Origin of the sequence: Microbulbifer variabilis ATCC 700307 (assembly GCF_000380565.1) — a bacterium.
Taxonomy (GTDB): domain Bacteria; phylum Pseudomonadota; class Gammaproteobacteria; order Pseudomonadales; family Cellvibrionaceae; genus Microbulbifer; species Microbulbifer variabilis.
In genome coordinates, this window is sequence record NZ_AQYJ01000028.1 from 1 (window position 1) to 16,743 (window position 16,743).

Genomic DNA, 16,743 nt, shown 5'->3' on the forward strand with positions numbered 1-16,743 from the left:
TCCGCTGTAAAAAAGGGCCTGACAGGGATAAAAGTGACACAAAAATACCAACGAAAAAGCCGGTGATTTTTTGTGCGCTCGCGCAATGTCACACAACTGTAAGGCTGGCAGCGGATATACCACAGTTATACACAAGTCTATCCAGCCATTCTGTTAATAACGGCCGACCTGTGGAAATCACCCCAGAATCAGTGGTGTTTTTTTACCCATTAAAAGACCCCCTATGGAAACAGAGGCCTGAAAGTGGATATCCCGGAGTTATGCACAGGTCTATCCATGGATTCTGTTGGTAAGATTTTTTATGAAGAATAGTTCTAGAGTTTGTCTTTATTTGATACTGAAGTTAACGCCTATCCTTAAAGGAAGTTGACGCCACTAGAGACTCGTTTGTGTCCTTGTTCAAGATAATCATATTTATAGTTCTTCGAAGCGGATAATTTTGGTTTGCCGAGTTCTGGGCTCGTTAAAGTTTGAGGTCTCTTGATGAAAATAGTATTCGCTTGTTTGCTGGCTAGTCTGTTTGCAGGGGTTGGAGCCTCTAATGCAAGTACGCTGATTGTAGGCAATAAATATGAAGGTACAGTCAGCTTTATAGACCTAGAGAATGGCCAGGAAATAAAACGGCGGGAAACGGGGGGCGCACCTCATGAAATGATTCTTTCTCCCGATAAGAGCAAGGCAGTAGTGGTTTCCTATCTTGAAGACGGCTATGTAGGTGAGGAATTAAATGTTTTTGATGTGGCAACAGGCAGGCGCATTAGTGTCATCAAGATAAGCCCGCATATGGGTCCCCATGGTATTGCCTGGTTGGGCGAAAGTAACAATGTGATTGTCACAACAGAAGAAACCAATGATGTTATTAAAGTTGATATTTCATCGGGAAAAGTAATTGGATCTGTTTCAACAGATCAGATAGGCAGCCATTTATTGGCTCTATCACCGGATAGCAAAACCGCTTATGTCACCAGTCGCGGCTCTGATACTTTTAGTGTTATCGATACAGAGTCAATGAACCTGAAAACCACTCTTCCTGCCGGTGAGGGACCAGAGGCAGTTTGGGTCAGCCCCGATGGTAAGGAGTTATGGATAGGAAACAATCAGTCGGAAAATATTTTTATCTACGACACTGGTAGCCTCAAGAGGAAGGAGACCTTGGATGTAGGCTACTTACCTATTCGGATCCGCTTTAATCCGGATGGGAAGTTAGTCGCTGTGGCTGACCTACAGGGACATAGGATACTGATCTATGATGCTGCGACACGGAAAGAGATCAAGGCAATTGACGTGGGTGCTGTAGGTGCCCGTGAGCCCGCTTCTCTACTATTTTCTCCAGATGGGAAATTCCTATTTGCGGGATCTCAAAGAGATGGCAAGGTAGTAGAGATAGACACTGAGGATTGGTCTGTTGGAAGGATATTCAGGGCCGGGCAGGGAGCGGATGGTTTGGAGTGGAGCCCGGTAAAGACCAAGTCGCAATAAGACTAGCGGCGCAAATACTTAGTTTGTTCTGGGCCTGCTGTCTTAGAGCTCTCCCCTTAAGTGTTGCCTAAAGGGCTACAGTATAGATTTTGAGATCTTGGACTTTGCCATCAATAGTATAATAGTTGGCAACTGTATCAGTGTGGATCCCGCCAGCCCGCTTAGCTATGGCGATGCTCGCTTTATTTTCAGAGAGGCACTGAATACCCAGCTGCTGAATACCCTGACTATTTTTTAGATGCGCACATATTTTTTCTACTACTCTCGTCATAACGCCTCGGCCCTGGCAGTGGGCGGAGAGCCAGTATCCGATTTCGGCGTATTGCTTTTGGGGGTTTACCTCTTTAATACCAAAAATGCCTGAAATTTTTCCTTCAACGATAATTTTATACCAGGCAGCTCCGGTATTATTACTGTAAATACGTTGACGAAGATATTCCCTGGTGCTGGATAGATCCTTTATTGACTCTACCCAGTAGAGATATTTCGCCAACAGGGAACGATTTTGTTCAATAAGTAAATGGATTTCCTGCGCATCTCCATCTGTGAGGGGTTTGAGGAGAATATTTTTTGTTACAGAGATTTGCATAGTTACCAACTTTAACTAAATAAGCTGAATTTACCTACTTTGATAAGCGGTTAGGTAAATTCACCCAGGCCCTGCTGTCAGGCGCGATGATAAAGAGAATACGCATTCTCTTCAAAAGCATACGAAAATTTCTCCCCAGGTTATGATTTATACCACCGTAATGATAAGAGATTTAATCTTTTCCCTAAATGTGAATTAAAGCAAGTTCCACTACAGCCCTGGAATCAATTAGGTAATCGATAATTTACAGGCTGGTAATTGCCGGAAACCCAGTGGTGATGCTGCAAATTATATTTCCAGCATAAAAGTAACCGGGCCGTCATTCAGCAGGGAAACCTGCATATCTGCGGCGAAAACACCGCTGGCTACAGGAGAAAACTGGGACTTTGCGCGTTTGACGAAGTAATCATACAGAGCCTTGGCTTGCTGGGGGCTGGCGCCTCGGCTGAAGCTGGGACGCAAGCCGCGGTCAGTTTCGGCCACCAGGGTAAATTGACTGACAACCAGTAAACCACCACCGGCCTGCTGGACATTCAGGTTCATACGTCCATTTTCATCAGAAAAAACTCGGTAATTCAGTACCTTATTCAGTAATTTGTCCGCGCTCTCATGACCATCTTTTTCCTCTATGCCCAACAGAAGCAGCAATCCATTGTCGATAGCTCCCACTGACTTTCCAGCCACATTTACACGGGCGTGGCTAACCCGCTGGATCAATCCTTTCATCTCAGAACTCTTTGTCTCTATGGAACCTTGTGAGTAAATGGCCTAGATTAGCGGACTGGCTAACGTAGAGAAACCGAGAATACGGTATGAGGAAACAGTTAATAGCGCTCCTGGCTGGAGCCTTGACCACAGCGGCTAGTGTGCAGGCGGCAGACAATTACCCAAAGAGTAAAGCCGTCGAACATGTGGATGAATACTTCGGTGTCGAGGTGGCAGACCCCTATCGTTGGATGGAGGACATGTCCAACAAAGAGGTTAAAGAGTGGGTTAAGGCCCAAAATGAGCATGCTCTGCCGCGTCTGAAGGATTTACCTGGTTGGCAGAAGATCAATGACCGCCTTACGGAACTGTGGCGCTATGAGCGATATGGCGTGCCCTATAAGAAAGGTGACAGTTACTATTACGACTATAACAACGGTGACTGGGACCAGAATATTTTCTACCGCACCCCAGAGCTTGCCCAGGACGGCAAGCCAATGCTGGACCCGCGCAGCCTGAGCGAGGATGGCACTATTGCAGCCAAACGCCTCAAAGTCAGTCCAAAGGGCCGATACCTGGCTTACGGTATCTCTGATGGTGGGACTGACTGGACCGACTATCGTATTCGCGATCTTGAGACAGGCAAGGACTTGGGGGAGCAGCTGACCGGTATCAAGTTTAGTGATACCAGTTGGGCTCCGGATGAGTCTGGTTTTTACTATAGCCGCTACCCGTTCAACAAGGATGGCACTGCAGATGATAGCAAGCAGGTAGCAGTCTATTTTCACCGCCTGGGGGATGCTCAGAAGCAAGACCAGTTGATATACCAAATTACGGATCATCCCACCCGCAACCCTGGAGCAGCGGTAAGTGACGATGGGAACTACCTGTTATTCGGTATCTTCGATGGCTATGACTCCAACGGCTTCTACTATCGCGACTTGCGCGATAAAAGTGGCAAGGTCGTCAAGCTGCTGGATGACTGGGATGGTCTGTACCAGTATCTTGGCAATAAGGGGAGCACTTTCTTTTTTGAGACCAGCGCGGGAGCACCACTGGGGCGTGTGATCGCTATCGACCTGAATAGGCCGCAACGCAAGAACTGGCGTGACCTGGTGCCGGAAACAAACAGTGCCCTGCAGAGTGCCAGCTATATCGGCGATCGCTTCGTACTTCATTACCTGGAAGACGCCAAGTCGCGGGTATTGGTGACCGATACCAACGGCAAGAAACAGTACGAGCTGAAGCTACCCGGTGTGGGTTCCGTGAAGGGCTTTTACGGCGAGCCGGATGAAGTGGAGACCTTTTATTCCTTCTCCAATTTTATAACCCCGCCGAGCATTTACCACCTGAATGTGCAGACTGGTGAAACCAAGTTGTTCAAGCGGCCGAAATACGCGACAGATTTCTCTGGCTTAACCGTGAGCCAGCATTTCTATAAAAGCAAAGACGGCACCCGCGTACCTTTATTCCTGGTGCATAAGAAGGGCATGAAACGCGATGGCTCCAACCCTACGCTGCTGTATGGTTATGGTGGTTTCAACTCCGCTCAGTTGCCACGCTTCTACAATCGCTTTGTGGGCTGGCTGGATATGGGCGGTACCCTGGCACTGGCCAACTTGCGCGGTGGTAGTGAGTACGGCAATGCCTGGCATCAAGCGGGCACCAAAACCCAAAAGCAAAATGTATTCGATGACTTTATTGCCGCAGCTGAGTGGCTGATTGAGGAAAAAGTTACCTCTCCAGAGAAACTGGGTATCAGTGGCCGCTCCAACGGTGGACTGCTTGCGGGTGCGACTCTAGTGCAGCGCCCAGACCTGTTTGCTGCGGCATTACCTGTGGTGGGTGTACTCGATATGCTGCGCTATCATACGGCTTCCGCCAATGCGCGTCAGTGGTCAAGCGACTATGGCTTGAGTGAAAATCGTGAGGAATTTAAAGCGTTGCACGCTTACTCTCCAGTGCACAATACCCGCAGGGGTACCTGCTATCCAGCCACTTTGATTACCACTGCCGATCGCGATGATCGAGTGGTGCCCTGGCATAGCTACAAGTTTGCTGCCGCCCTGCAGAGGGACCAGGGCTGTAATAAACCTGTATGGCTCGCGGTGGAGACCCGGGCGGGGCACGGCGCAGGCAAACCGATATGGATGCAGGTGGAAGACTTTGCTAATCAGTGGAGCTTCCTCGCCTACCAGCTCGGTATGAAAATCGAGTAATCTTTCCAATTAATCCGACATAAACGATACCGAGGCCATTTATTGAGGCTCCCGGTATTAAAGAAAAGTTGGATGAATTTCTGGGGTCGTATCACTGAAGGATTGGGTGTGCGGCCCGCTCTGCCGGAGCAGCGGTACCGCCAGCCGGTTTGCCCTTCCGGAGGGTGGCGGTTTCGGCAGAGAACATCACTGGGTATGAATAACGATAACTAATCATCCGGTGGATTTATGAAACATGCGTTTGTAACCGGGGGCAGTGGCTTCCTCGGTGCCAATCTGGTGGAGCAGCTGGTTGACGATGGCTGGCGGGTGACCGCCATGCACCGGCGAACCTCAAATACGGATATGTTGCGCTCTATGGGGGCGGAATTGGTAGAGGCCTCGTTGGAAGACCTCGACTCTCTTCGCTCGGCTATCCCGGACAGTGTCGATGCTCTGTTCCATATGGCTGCTAACACCAGTATGTGGCGCGGTGGCAATGTCCAGCAATGGAGAGACAATGTCGAGGGTTCAGCAAATATTGCTAAAGTGGCTAGGGAAAAAAATGTAGGGCGTATGGTAGTCACCAGCTCTATTTCTGCCTACGGCTACCACAAAGATAAGATCACGGAGGAGAGTGCAAAACTGGCCGATGATCCTCGTCATCATTACTTATATACCAAGAAGCGAGAGGAAATTGCCGTACGCAAGGAAATTGATCAGGGGCTTGATGCGGTATTTCTCAATCCCTGTGCAATTGTGGGTAAATACGATACTTCCAGTTGGGCTCAGACTTTTTTTCTGATAGATAAAAACCAGTTACCGGGAGTGCCTCCTGGTTGGGGTTCTTTTTGCCATGCTGGCGCTGTAGCGCGGGCACATATTAATGCAGTGGAAAAGGGTCGCTGCGGAGAAAATTATATTCTCGCTGGTACTGACGCGAGCTTCCTGGAATTTTTCGGAAAAATAGCCGAGTTGTTACACAAGCCTGTGCCCAAGCGTACTACTCCCGCCTTTGTTATTCAGTCTATTGCCTGGTTTTCTGATCTCTGGTCGCGAGTGAGCGGCAATGAGCCGGTCATTACCCCGGAAAAGGCTACCCTGGTTACACGCCGGGTTGTAGCCAGCAGCTCCAAGGCAGAACGCGAACTCGATTATCAATCACAGGTGGCATTGGATACTATGTTATGCGAATGTCGTGATTGGTTAGTACAGCAAAATTTATTGGAGTCAAAGTGAATCGCGGTAATATTATTTTTATTTTGGTCGCCTTATTACTGGTTCTGCAATTAATTCAGTATTACTTTTTCTCGGGCGCCCATTAGCGCCCCACCTCTGTATCTACCAAACGCCAGTATCCAATGATTTATCTCCCGATTTTTGGTTTTTTTGTATTAATGGCAATTTTTTAGGAGTCGATAATGGAGGAGAAGCGCTGCGGTTGGTGTCTGTCAACGCCATTGTATCAGCAATACCATGACGAGGAGTGGGGGCGCCCGGTTACAGATGATAAAACCCTGTTCGAATTCCTATTGTTGGAAGGTGCCCAGGCCGGACTTTCCTGGATTACAGTTTTGAATAAAAGGGAAAATTACCGCCGCTTGTTTGATGATTTCGATGTGGGAAAAATCGCGCGCTATACACCCAAAAAAGTGGAAAAGTTACTACTGGATCCGGGCATTATTCGCAACCGCCTGAAAGTGGAGTCCGCAGTAAAAAATGCTCGCGCCACCCTGGCTTTGCGAGAAAAGGGGCAATCCCTATCGGAGTTCCTGTGGCAATTTACTGATGGCCGCGTCATAGTGAATCGTCCGGCCTCCCTCAAGCAGGTACCTGCCAGTACGGTAGAATCTGATGCTATGAGCAAAGCGCTAAAAAAAGCCGGTTTCAGTTTCGTAGGCTCTACCATTATGTATGCCCATATGCAGGCAACAGGAATGGTGAACGATCACCTGCAATCCTGCCCCGCCCACCAACGCTGTGTAAACGAGGCGGAGGGTGCGGGGCTTTTGTAGGGGGATAACAGCAGGGGGTGAGTGCGCCACGCTCACCAGGAAGGCGCCCATGAATCCGGATAATCTGGTTACAGAATACTGGCCCCTGGCGATCACCGGCCTTCTGCGCCTGGGGGCCGCTTTATTGGTGATTGCGTTGACTCTGGTTGCGGTGCACTTGGTCCGCCGTGCCATTGAGCGCCTCCCCAGTCGCCTCGATGCCACCCTGGTGCCGGTGTTGCGAAATATCACCACCTGGGCGATTTATATTGTTGGAGCGCTGGTGGTACTGGATATCTTTGGTATCAACACCACCAGCCTAATCGCCCTGCTCGGCGCCACTGGGTTGGCAGTGGGATTTGCGCTAAAAGATACCCTTCAGAATATTGCCGCAGGATTTATCCTGTTGGGGCTCCGTCCATTCCGTGTGGGTGATGTCATTCAATTCGAGCAGACTCTGGGAACCGTGCGTGAGGTAGGCTTCTTCACTACCGAGCTGGATACCCCAGACGGCCTGCATGTCAGTGTGCCCAACAGCGTGATCTGGGGGCGGGTACTTACTAACTTCAGCCATAACAAGACCCGCCGTATTGAGATAGTGGCGAGTATCGCTTATGGGGATGATATAGAGGCGGGTTTGGAAGTGTTGCGTAAGCTGGTAGAGCAGGAGCCTCGAATTCTCGCTAAACCGGAACCCAGTTATATGGTGCGTGCATTGGCCGATAGTTCTGTGGACCTGCAGTTGCGAGCCTGGACTGGAACTGACCAGTACTGGAGTGTTTACTGGGAGCTGATGGAGCGCCTTAAGCCGGCGCTGGAAGAGGCTGGATTAACAATTCCCTTTCCCCAGAGAGAGCTGCGAATACTGCGAGAGGATGTGTCCAGGAGCAAGAGTCGTCCCGCGAATTCGCGGGGCGCTAACACGGGACCTGGATAACGCCTTTTACTGGGGTGAAATAACCTCTTCTCCCACGGCTCAACGCACAGATATGGCGTTTGAAAGAGCCTGAATCGACAGTTCAAAGATTTCGTGTCAAAGTTAGCGGCGTTTTTTTGTACAACTTTTGACCGAGATAGGAAAATGCCGATTAAGCTGAACAACCCTTTGATCCCCAGCCTGATGGCTGTCGCTATCCTCGCGGGCTGTCAGGGCGATAAGGCCGCTCAGGCAGGAGCGAATGCCGACAAAGCTCAAAGTGCCGTTGCCGAAGCCCCTGTAGCCGTTGATGCGGTGGCTGAGACCAAGCGCCTGACGGAGTGGCTGGATGCGCGCTATGAAGAGCAGCTGCAGTTCAGTCCCATGCAGTTATCCTATCTCGGCCGCAAGGAGCAGTACGACCAGATCGACGATATGAGCGAAGCCGCCGAGGCGCGCCAGCTGGCCTGGAAGGAAAAGGCCGTTGCGGAACTCAAGAAGAATTTTGACTACGAAAAGCTCAGCCAGGAGGGGAAAACTTCCTACGATATCTGGATCTACCAGTTCGAGCAGGCCAAAGCCGCCGAGCCCTTTAAGCGCCACGGTTATATTTTTGAACAGATGGGCGGCGTACAGTCCCAACTGCCAAACTTCCTGCTGAACTTCCACAAGGTGGACAATATTGAGGACATGCAGGCGTATATCGCCCGTATCGGCGGCATTTCCCGCGCTATCAACCAGTTACGTGAGCGCGCAGAACAGTCCTCTAAAGAGGGTATCCGTCCGCCGCGCTTCGCTTACGAGGGTGCGATAGAGCAGTCCAGCAAGCTGATCGACGGTGCCCCCTTCTCCGATGGTGAGGACGCCCCCCTGTGGGCCGGTGCCAAGGGCAAGATTGCTGAGTTGCTCGAAGCCGGTAAGATTGACCAGAAGCAGGCTGATAAGCTGACGGACAATGCTCGCAAGGCTTTGGAAAGTGAGTTCCTGCCCGCTTATGAAAATCTGATCGCCTGGTTGAAGAAAGATGTGCAGAAGGCTTCCGCGGAGCCCCAGGGTGCCAGCAGCCTGCCGAACGGTATGGCCTACTACAACCAGCGTCTGGCAAATACCACCACTACCAGCCTGACCGCCGATGAAATCCACAGTATTGGCCTCAAGGAAGTAGCGCGCATCCGCAGCGAGATGGAGACCATCAAGAAGCAGGTGGGCTTCGAGGGCAACCTGCAGGAATTCTTCACCTTTATCCGTGAAGATGGTCAGTTTTACTACCCTAATACCGACGAAGGCCGCCAGGGTTACCTGGATGACTCCACGGCTTTTCTCGACAATATCACCAAGAAACTGCCGGAATACTTCGGCTTGCTGCCTAAGGCCGAGCTGGTGGTTAAGCGGGTGGAATCCTTCCGAGAGCAGGATGGTGGTGCCCAGCACTATTACCCGGGCACTCCAGACGGCTCACGTCCGGGCATCTACTATGCGCACCTTTCCGATATGAGTGCCTACTCTACCACCGATATGGAGACGGTGGCATACCATGAGGGCAACCCCGGCCATCACATGCAGATTTCCATCGCCCAAGAGCTTGAGGGTATCCCACAGTTCCGCACCCAGGCGCACTTTACTGTATACGTAGAGGGCTGGGCGCTTTACTCAGAGAAGTTGGCCAAGGAAATGGGTGCTTTCGAGGACCCCTACAACCTGTTTGGCCACCTGACCGCCGAGATGTGGCGCGCTATCCGACTGGTAGTGGATACCGGTATGCACGCCAAGGGCTGGAGCGAAGAGCAAGCTGTAGAGTATTTCCTGGAAAACTCCGCAATACCCGAAACAGCTGTACGCTCTGAAGTGCGTCGCTATCTGGTATGGCCAGGCCAGGCTACCGCTTACAAAATTGGTATGTTGAAGATCCAGGAGTTGCGTAAGCAGGCTGAAGAGCAATTGGGCGATAAGTTCGATATCCGCGGTTTCCACGATACCGTTCTGAGTGGCGGCGCCTTACCGGTACCGGTTCTGGAAAGCCGTGTAGCTGCCTGGGTGGAGTCAGTTAAGCGCGCTTAATAGATACTGCTAGCAGCAAAAAAGCCGGGCTATGCCCGGCTTTTTTGTGTGTTCTCATCTGATAATCGTTTACTAATGGAAGGGGGTAAACCTTAGTTTTCCTTCGTTTGGGGTTTGGGGTTTGGGGAGTTTTTAATGGATACAAATATTTACAGCGCACCAGAGGCTGAATTACATACAGAGTTCACGGAGGAATTTGATTTCTACGTAGTGTCCAGCGCTAAATTTTGGGTGATGAACCTTGGCACTATGGGGCTGTATTCTGTCTACTGGTTTTATCGACAATGGAGGGAATACAAGCGCGCAAGTGGTGAAAGCTTATGGCCTGTTATGCGTGCGATTTTTTCAATATTTTTTACCCATTCACTTTTTATTAAAATACAGAGCCACTTAGAAGAGGCAGAAATAGAATATAAATGGCGCCCTAAACTGATGGCTGCGATTTATATAGTTCTTGCGATTCTGGGCTCAATTATCGATAGAATTTCGTATCTTTCTGATGAATTCTCTTTGATTGATATTTTTAGTCCGGCGTTATTGCCTCTGACGGTTTGGCCTCTCTTTGAGGGACAGAAGGCAGCAAATACTCTCAGTGGTGATATCTCGGGCAAAGTAAATGCAAAACTAACGCCGTTGAATTTTTTGTGGTTAGGAGTAGGGGCCTTATTGTGGGCCATAGTGGTTTTTGGAGCTTACATTGTCATCAGTGGCGAATAAAAGGAGTTTAGAGGTGAGAAGAATCGTTATTTTAGTGTGTGCCTTAGTAGTGCAGTTTTTTACCACTAATCTGTGGGCTGAAGTGACCTCAACTGAAATTACTGTGCGAGCCAAGGCCAAAGATGCCAAATTTATTGGCTCCTCAATCGGGGGGGCTATGGTGATTATCCGTGAGGCGGATACCGGAGAAATCCTGGCCAAGGGGCTTACCCAGGGCAGTACCGGTGATACCGGCAAGATCATGAAGACACCACGCGAACGTTATGCTCCTATCGCCGGGGGAGCTGCGCATTTTACTGCTGCGCTGGATATCAGTGAACCGGTATTTCTTACTGTAGAAGTGCTGGCCCCTTACATTAAGAAGCAGGCTCGTGTGGTAGCACAAACACAGACTTGGCTTGTGCCAGGCAAACCTATCAGTGGTGAAGGCTTGGTCGTGGAGATACCGGGTATGGTAGTGGACTTGCTCAGTCCACAGACTCACCTCTACACCGGCCTGGATAAGAGCCCATTCGAAATACGCGCTAATGTAGTGATGATGTGCGGCTGCTCCCTTACGGATGGTGGTCTGTGGGATGGTAGCAAGATAGAGGTTACTGCCCTGGTAAAGAGGGATGGTCGGAAATTCGCTACGGTTCCGCTGAAAATCCAGGACACCATGAATACCTTCAGTGCGCCTTTTGCCACCGATTTACCCGGCGTCTACGAAATATTGGTTTACGCCTATGATGCAAGGACCGGGAATACCGGTGTCGATAGGAGTAGTTTTATCGTGAAATAAAGCAATTGGTAGGGAGGCGCTACGAGTATGAAAGGCAGGGAGGAGAAATCTAAACAATCCCGTCGCGCACTGCTCGAAGAACACCGCCCCGAGCGAATTCACGCCCGCCTGGGTAAGGAGCCCAGGTCCCAGAGAGTGTCGGATTTTGTCCTCGGGGCTATCGATGGTTGTGTTACCACCTTTGCGATAGTTGCAGGCGCTTTTGGTGCTGGATTCACTGAGTCGGTGGTGTTGGTAATGGGCTTTGCCAATCTGATCGCTGATGGATTTAGTATGGCGGTTAGTAACTACGAGGCAGTGAGTGTAGAGCGGGATCAGGCAGCGGCGGCTGCCCGCACGGAACGCCAACATATTGATTTGGTGCCGGAGGGAGAGCGAGAGGAGATCCGCCAGATTTTTCAGCGCAAGGGCTTCCAAGGGCAGGTGTTGGATGAGGTTGTCGCAACTATCACTGCCAATCGCCAGCTGTGGATTGATACCATGTTGGCGGAAGAGTACGGCATTAGTCGCTCGGCACGAAGGCCCCTTGGCTCTGCGATAGTGACCTTTCTGGCCTTTATTGGTGTGGGCGCAGTCCCGTTACTTCCCTATCTTATCCGTCCGCTGGAAACCTCTGAGCAGTTCTATAGCAGTGCCGCTTTGGCTGCTTGCACTTTTTTTGCCATAGGCCTTTGTAAGGGGCTGGTGTTCTCACAGCGGGTACTGGCAGCGGGCGCCAAGACACTGGTGTTTGGTGGGGGTGCGGCCCTGCTAGCCCTGGCAGTCGGTTTTTTCCTGCGAGATATCATCAGCTGAGAGGTATCGTTCTCAGGCGGCCACTACCCGGTTGCGGCCACTGTTCTTGGCTCGATACATGCGTTTATCGGCTTCAGCCAGTAATTGGTTGTGAGGGCTGCCAGTACTGCTGCCTTCAACCAGGCCGAAGCTGATAGAGACTTTCACTGACTGTACATAGCGACGGCTAAGGGCCTCTACCTTTCGCCGCAATTTTTCCGCCAATACGCTGCCACCACGTACGTCGGTATTGGGTAGCAGCAGCAGGAACTCCTCACCCCCCCAGCGTGCCACAATATCCTCTGTACGAGTATTGTCCCGAAGGATCTTGGCTACATCCTGTAAAATACGATCGCCAAAAGCATGTCCATGGGTATCGTTAATCGCTTTAAAGTTGTCCAGATCGCCAATCAGGATCACATACCGGTCACGCAACTCCTTGTTACGGCGCTCCATATCGTGGATAGCACGATAGGCCTCACGGCGATTGGCGAGGCCGGTTAGGGTATCGGTGGAGGCGTTTTTCTCCAGCTCTCCGGTTAATTTTTCCAGCAATTGTTGGGTGTGATGGCGACTGCTGTCGAGTAGTGCTGTCAGTGCCGTGAGAGCACCAAAAACGGCGATAAAGCGCGCGCGGTAGGCGGTATCATATTTGGCGGTAAGGCCTGGAAAATCTGGGTAGAAAAGGACAGTGGCTGTAACTATGCCAATGGCGATGAGTGCGGCGGTACCGGTCTTGTAACCGTATAGATTGATAAAGCCAGGTACCAGCATTACCGCCCACATCAAACCGGTATTATTTACTCCGCCGGATAACAGCAAATAAAAATAGAGCACTAACAACAGGATACCTACCAGGAGAGGCGTCTTCTCACTGGGACCCATTACATTGATTGTCACATAGGAAAACAGGATTACTACTGCCGCTGCAGAGAGGGTGATGGCCTGAAGGATATCGGCTGCTGTCAGTGCAATGACTGCCATGGCTCCCGTTACTGCCATGGCAAATATCAGCATATAGGAAGATGCCATGATACGACGACGCAAATCTATACGTTCCAATTCCTCCACTGGTGAGACCAGTGCGGGATTATGTTGGTTATACCCTGGAATCATAATTATCTCGATTGCTCTTCAGGCTGAGGCTTTCTGCTGGCGATAAAGCGCCAGGTAGCGTCACTATATTCATCGGGGAGTGAAGCAGCGCTGAGTATAGGAGGATTCGTTCACCGACCAAAGTAGCAAGCTACAGTATCTGTAAACCAAACTTTAGAACTGAGAAACTGTGACACAAATTATTCTGACTTGGGGCGATATTCTGACATTGCGCGGGGATGCACTTGTGTGTCCTGCACATAAACATCTTATTTGCGGTCGAGGGCTCTCTGCCCAGGTTTTTGCTCTGGGAGGTAAAGATCTCGAGCTGCAGTGTAAAAAACAACCGGAATGTACAGTGGGGGAGGCGCGTATCACCGATGCTTTCCATATGCCGGTAGATTATTTGCTTCACACTGTTACTCCACAGTGGAGCAGTGGTGATCAATGGGGGGCTCAAGCGATTAAGCAGCTCCGCTACTGTTATGAAAGTGTATTGAGCTTGGCGGGGAAAAAAGGTTTAAAATATATTCTCTTTCCGGCATTGGGTGCCGGCACCAACCGCTTTCCCCATGCAATTGCCGCGCATGAAGCCCTGGAAGTTCTTAATGAATATTCCAGTCAGTTTGATCAACTTACTGTTTGCCTGCACTCTCCCGCTGCCCTCGGAGAGTGGAAACGGGTTGAGCGGCGTTTCTTCACCGTGTGAATTAATCAAACATTATTAATGTACGATGGTGCCAGTAAGCAGGTAGCTAGAGTATTCGCTGAAAACGATGAAAGAGGCCTCAGCTCCTAAGTATACTTTTCATCGCTTTTATGGTTGTAAGTAAAGGTATTGAAATGTCGCCTGGGGAGGGCATATTTCTCTTACTGATAAAACGAATCTGGAATATGACAGTAGGAAAGCTCATCCACAGGGATTTTTCATTCACAGAGAAATTGTGAAAGGGATCTGTCAGTTTGAAAAATCGTCCAAAAAATTTTGTGCCTCCATATCCAGCCTGGGAACTGAATCTTCCGCCGACTTCCCGATATGTACAGTGCCAAGTTGCCTTACAGTTTGTTGGTGGCCATCGGGACGATTCACTATTTCAGCTATTGACTGAATCTCTGTCCAATACCCGAGACCTAATGCACTATGAGCGGGCAGGTCACATTGATGCTTGGGGTGCGTATAACGATATTGCGATTGCCTACTGGTCCTGTGAAGAGTCCATGATGACTTGGTTGAGGGAAGGTTTTACTGATTTGCAGGGGGTAGTTCGGGGCAAATCGGGGTCATGGTATGAGGCATTGACGGCTCCACGTACTCATTTCGAGGTTTCTGCCTCTACACCTGAAGCTGACTGGGGGATCTTTCGCCACTTTGATACTTGTGATCAGCATGATCATGCCTACTGGGGTGCGATGCGGGATCGAATAAGCGCTGCAGAAAATAGTGGGCTTCCAGGCCAATTACAAAGCTTACAGTTGCTACCTGCCGCAGAGCGATCGGACAAGGAAATATTCCTGCCCGGTAATTTATGTATGATTCGCACGGTACAGGGCTATTCTGCTGCCAGCCCTGAAGAACGGAATGCCTACCAAAAATCTCTGCGTCAGAAATATGAACAGGGAATAAACTACTTGAATAAACATCCGGTTCAGTCGCGTTGTCTCAGTGCTCGACTGTTAAGTGATGAGCAGCCGGCACCGGGTAGACCAGATACTGAAACAATTGCCTGGTTTGCCTCCTTAAAAGACCTTGAAAACTGGGTGCACCATCACTCCACTCATAAGGCTATCTACGCCTCCGCACAGCAATATGCGAATCGATTTTCTCCTGGAATGCAATTGCTGCTGAGCCACGAAGTAGCCGTAGTGCCTCCTGGTAAGGGGCGGGCCGCTTACACGGATTGTCATCCCGATACAGGGTTGCGACGTTTTTTAAGGTAATAAAATAATTGACGCTGAATTTAGTAGCTTGGGATAGAAGGTGACTGGGGTGTGCTCAATGTGATTTTTTATAAGGCTTAAGATTGATCCCTATAAAATCGATGATATAGCTCAAAAAGTGTATAAATACTTAAACCTCGTGAATATCTTGATGAGGAAAACCGTTGCCTGCAAGAGTCGGTCGAAGAGCGCTCAGCGCTTATTGAGTTCGGTTGTGGCAATTGTCGTCACCTTAAGATTTTGGAGGCCGTCTCGAGTTTTTATCTGGGAATAGATTTTGACCCTGGTCACATTAAAAGTGCATGGAATCTTAGCAAGAATAAAAATTCTCAGATTTTTACTTGCTGAATAATGAGTCCTATCTATCGGAGTGCAGATATTCAATTTAAGCTCTAAAATTTTTTATTATTGGAATTTACTAATGAGCTTGCCTTTGTAAAAAATATGATAGAAATGAGTGACGAGGATATATATCTAGACTTAAATTGGATATGCAAAGTAAATACTACTTGCTGATATGTGAAACAAATTAAGGTGAGTATGTGATGTTTAGATCCTTCAGGTACAAAGGCATGGAGATTAGGTATTACGCTGCAAAACAGTGAATATCTGATATACCGTAGTTGGAGAGCTGTGGTAACGAAAGCTTTCATGGGTGGCTTACTTGGAGTTTTTGTCTATATGAGGTACATCCATTGCCTGCACCGCTGGAGAAAGACTGGGCCCCCAGTCCGTAGAAGACATGGGGATCTGTGAAGTAGATGGTGCCTTCTTCGTCATTCTAGGCAAAGGCGTATTGCACATGGGCCAGTTTGGAGAAATCCACATTGTCGTGGGTGATGGAGGAATCGGCCCAATACTCCCAGTTGGCCCAATAGGCCGAAATACGTTTGATCTCCTGAGCATTGATATTGACGGTTAAAGCGAGTGCCGTGGCAAGCGTTACTACTTTTTTAAGCATTGCGACATCCCTCCAATATCCCTATTCGTTCCTGAGATTGCAGAGAAGAAATATGACAATGACCTCCCAAGAGCCTTGGTGATGATGAAACCAAGTATTTTAGAAGTGAGTTTTATAGTTGAGGAAATTGGAAAAAATTGGGGGATAAAAGTTCCGAATGAAGCTAGGACAAGCGCTGAAATTAGATAATTTTTCTCGATAATTTGTGCAAGGAAAGTGAAGAAGCAAAAAAGTAAACTACTTATTTCAAGATAAAATCAGTTTCTACGACATTGAGGGCAATATGGTGAGCTCTTAAAATGATTCAAGAATTAATTTTTATGATGTGAGCAAAAAAATAACAATAGTATTGATTGGGGTTATGCACAGGGGCAATTTTCCAGGTAAAAATTTAAGTGCTGGTGAAAAATAAATAGCAATAAACACTGCCTATCCGAATAAAGAATTTTTTCGAGGTTGCTTAAATTTCCAGCGCAGGCTTGTCTTCAAGAGTAAAAATAAAAAGGGCCCTATCAGGGCCCTTTTTATGCTGAAGAGA

16 protein-coding genes are annotated in these 16,743 nt (G+C 49.1%); 12 read left to right on the plus strand and 4 right to left on the minus strand.

Annotation, left to right across the window (positions count from 1 at the left end):
- Positions 1-483 precede the first annotated feature (483 nt).
- A complete protein-coding gene (locus G367_RS0115680; RefSeq protein ID WP_020414102.1) occupies positions 484-1,479 on the plus strand; it encodes a YncE family protein in 996 nt (331 codons plus the stop codon).
- A 67-nt stretch (positions 1,480-1,546) separates the two neighbouring features.
- On the opposite strand, the gene G367_RS0115685 is transcribed toward G367_RS0115680, so the two are convergent.
- Positions 1,547-2,068, minus strand: coding sequence for a GNAT family N-acetyltransferase (locus tag G367_RS0115685; RefSeq protein ID WP_020414103.1), 522 nt, complete (start codon positions 2,066-2,068; stop codon positions 1,547-1,549).
- A gap of 288 nt (positions 2,069-2,356) precedes the next feature.
- Complete coding sequence (dtd, locus tag G367_RS0115690; RefSeq protein WP_020414104.1) at positions 2,357-2,794, minus strand: D-aminoacyl-tRNA deacylase; 438 nt, start codon at positions 2,792-2,794, stop codon at positions 2,357-2,359.
- A gap of 86 nt (positions 2,795-2,880) precedes the next feature.
- Here dtd and G367_RS0115695 point away from each other — a divergent pair, with 86 nt between their 5' ends.
- The 9 genes from G367_RS0115695 to G367_RS0115735 all read left to right on the plus strand — a co-directional run bounded on the left by G367_RS0115695 (position 2,881) and on the right by G367_RS0115735 (position 12,232).
- Positions 2,881-4,992: a prolyl oligopeptidase family serine peptidase gene (locus G367_RS0115695; protein ID WP_020414105.1), complete on the plus strand. Its 2,112-nt coding sequence runs from the start codon at positions 2,881-2,883 to the stop codon at positions 4,990-4,992.
- Positions 4,993-5,064: 72 nt separating this feature from the next.
- Complete coding sequence (locus tag G367_RS26185) at positions 5,065-5,205, plus strand: hypothetical protein (RefSeq protein ID WP_157533562.1); 141 nt, start codon at positions 5,065-5,067, stop codon at positions 5,203-5,205.
- Positions 5,206-5,220: 15 nt separating this feature from the next.
- Positions 5,221-6,210 (plus strand): SDR family oxidoreductase, encoded by a 990-nt coding sequence (locus G367_RS0115700; protein WP_020414106.1) that lies wholly within the window; start codon positions 5,221-5,223, stop codon positions 6,208-6,210.
- Between the two features lie 182 nt (positions 6,211-6,392).
- Positions 6,393-6,986 carry a DNA-3-methyladenine glycosylase I gene (locus G367_RS0115710; protein WP_020414108.1) on the plus strand — a complete coding sequence of 198 codons (594 nt, stop codon included), beginning with the start codon at positions 6,393-6,395 and terminating at the stop codon, positions 6,984-6,986.
- 49 nt (positions 6,987-7,035) lie between these two features.
- Positions 7,036-7,902, plus strand: a complete 867-nt coding sequence (locus G367_RS0115715; protein ID WP_020414109.1) for a mechanosensitive ion channel family protein — start codon at positions 7,036-7,038, stop codon at positions 7,900-7,902.
- A 144-nt stretch (positions 7,903-8,046) separates the two neighbouring features.
- Positions 8,047-9,939 carry a DUF885 domain-containing protein gene (locus G367_RS0115720; protein ID WP_020414110.1) on the plus strand — a complete coding sequence of 631 codons (1,893 nt, stop codon included), beginning with the start codon at positions 8,047-8,049 and terminating at the stop codon, positions 9,937-9,939.
- 135 nt (positions 9,940-10,074) lie between these two features.
- The gene (locus G367_RS0115725) at positions 10,075-10,656 is read left to right on the plus strand and encodes a hypothetical protein (protein ID WP_020414111.1); all 582 of its coding nucleotides are present in this window, start codon (positions 10,075-10,077) and stop codon (positions 10,654-10,656) included.
- Between the two features lie 13 nt (positions 10,657-10,669).
- Positions 10,670-11,437, plus strand: coding sequence for a hypothetical protein (locus G367_RS0115730; protein ID WP_211214945.1), 768 nt, complete (start codon positions 10,670-10,672; stop codon positions 11,435-11,437).
- 27 nt (positions 11,438-11,464) lie between these two features.
- Positions 11,465-12,232 (plus strand): VIT1/CCC1 transporter family protein, encoded by a 768-nt coding sequence (locus tag G367_RS0115735; protein WP_020414113.1) that lies wholly within the window; start codon positions 11,465-11,467, stop codon positions 12,230-12,232.
- A gap of 12 nt (positions 12,233-12,244) precedes the next feature.
- On the opposite strand, the gene G367_RS0115740 is transcribed toward G367_RS0115735, so the two are convergent.
- Entirely contained in the window at positions 12,245-13,327 is a 1,083-nt protein-coding gene (locus G367_RS0115740) for a GGDEF domain-containing protein (RefSeq protein ID WP_020414114.1), read from the minus strand.
- A gap of 169 nt (positions 13,328-13,496) precedes the next feature.
- Between G367_RS0115740 and G367_RS0115745 the strand changes: the two genes are divergently transcribed.
- Together G367_RS0115745 and G367_RS0115755 are read left to right on the plus strand one after the other, a co-directional pair.
- A complete protein-coding gene (locus G367_RS0115745; protein WP_020414115.1) occupies positions 13,497-14,015 on the plus strand; it encodes a macro domain-containing protein in 519 nt (172 codons plus the stop codon).
- A gap of 254 nt (positions 14,016-14,269) precedes the next feature.
- Positions 14,270-15,244 carry a phenylacetaldoxime dehydratase family protein gene (locus G367_RS0115755; RefSeq protein ID WP_020414117.1) on the plus strand — a complete coding sequence of 325 codons (975 nt, stop codon included), beginning with the start codon at positions 14,270-14,272 and terminating at the stop codon, positions 15,242-15,244.
- Between the two features lie 781 nt (positions 15,245-16,025).
- Here G367_RS0115755 and G367_RS0115760 read toward each other — a convergent pair.
- Entirely contained in the window at positions 16,026-16,205 is a 180-nt protein-coding gene (locus tag G367_RS0115760) for a hypothetical protein (protein ID WP_020414118.1), read from the minus strand.
- Between the last annotated feature and the right edge of the window lie 538 nt (positions 16,206-16,743).

Bases quoted from the DNA above. Each gene is read 5' to 3' on its own strand.
- G367_RS0115680 (WP_020414102.1), top strand. From the start codon at position 484: ATGAAAATAGTATTCGCTTGTTTGCTGGCTAGTCTGTTTGCAGGGGTT.
- G367_RS0115685 (WP_020414103.1), bottom strand. From the start codon at position 2,068: ATGCAAATCTCTGTAACAAAAAATATTCTCCTCAAACCCCTCACAGAT.
- dtd (WP_020414104.1), bottom strand. From the start codon at position 2,794: ATGAAAGGATTGATCCAGCGGGTTAGCCACGCCCGTGTAAATGTGGCT.
- G367_RS0115695 (WP_020414105.1), top strand. From the start codon at position 2,881: ATGAGGAAACAGTTAATAGCGCTCCTGGCTGGAGCCTTGACCACAGCG.
- G367_RS26185 (WP_157533562.1), top strand. From the start codon at position 5,065: ATGAATTTCTGGGGTCGTATCACTGAAGGATTGGGTGTGCGGCCCGCT.
- G367_RS0115700 (WP_020414106.1), top strand. From the start codon at position 5,221: ATGAAACATGCGTTTGTAACCGGGGGCAGTGGCTTCCTCGGTGCCAAT.
- G367_RS0115710 (WP_020414108.1), top strand. From the start codon at position 6,393: ATGGAGGAGAAGCGCTGCGGTTGGTGTCTGTCAACGCCATTGTATCAG.
- G367_RS0115715 (WP_020414109.1), top strand. From the start codon at position 7,036: ATGAATCCGGATAATCTGGTTACAGAATACTGGCCCCTGGCGATCACC.
- G367_RS0115720 (WP_020414110.1), top strand. From the start codon at position 8,047: ATGCCGATTAAGCTGAACAACCCTTTGATCCCCAGCCTGATGGCTGTC.
- G367_RS0115725 (WP_020414111.1), top strand. From the start codon at position 10,075: ATGGATACAAATATTTACAGCGCACCAGAGGCTGAATTACATACAGAG.
- G367_RS0115735 (WP_020414113.1), top strand. From the start codon at position 11,465: ATGAAAGGCAGGGAGGAGAAATCTAAACAATCCCGTCGCGCACTGCTC.
- G367_RS0115740 (WP_020414114.1), bottom strand. From the start codon at position 13,327: ATGATTCCAGGGTATAACCAACATAATCCCGCACTGGTCTCACCAGTG.
- G367_RS0115760 (WP_020414118.1), bottom strand. From the start codon at position 16,205: ATGCTTAAAAAAGTAGTAACGCTTGCCACGGCACTCGCTTTAACCGTC.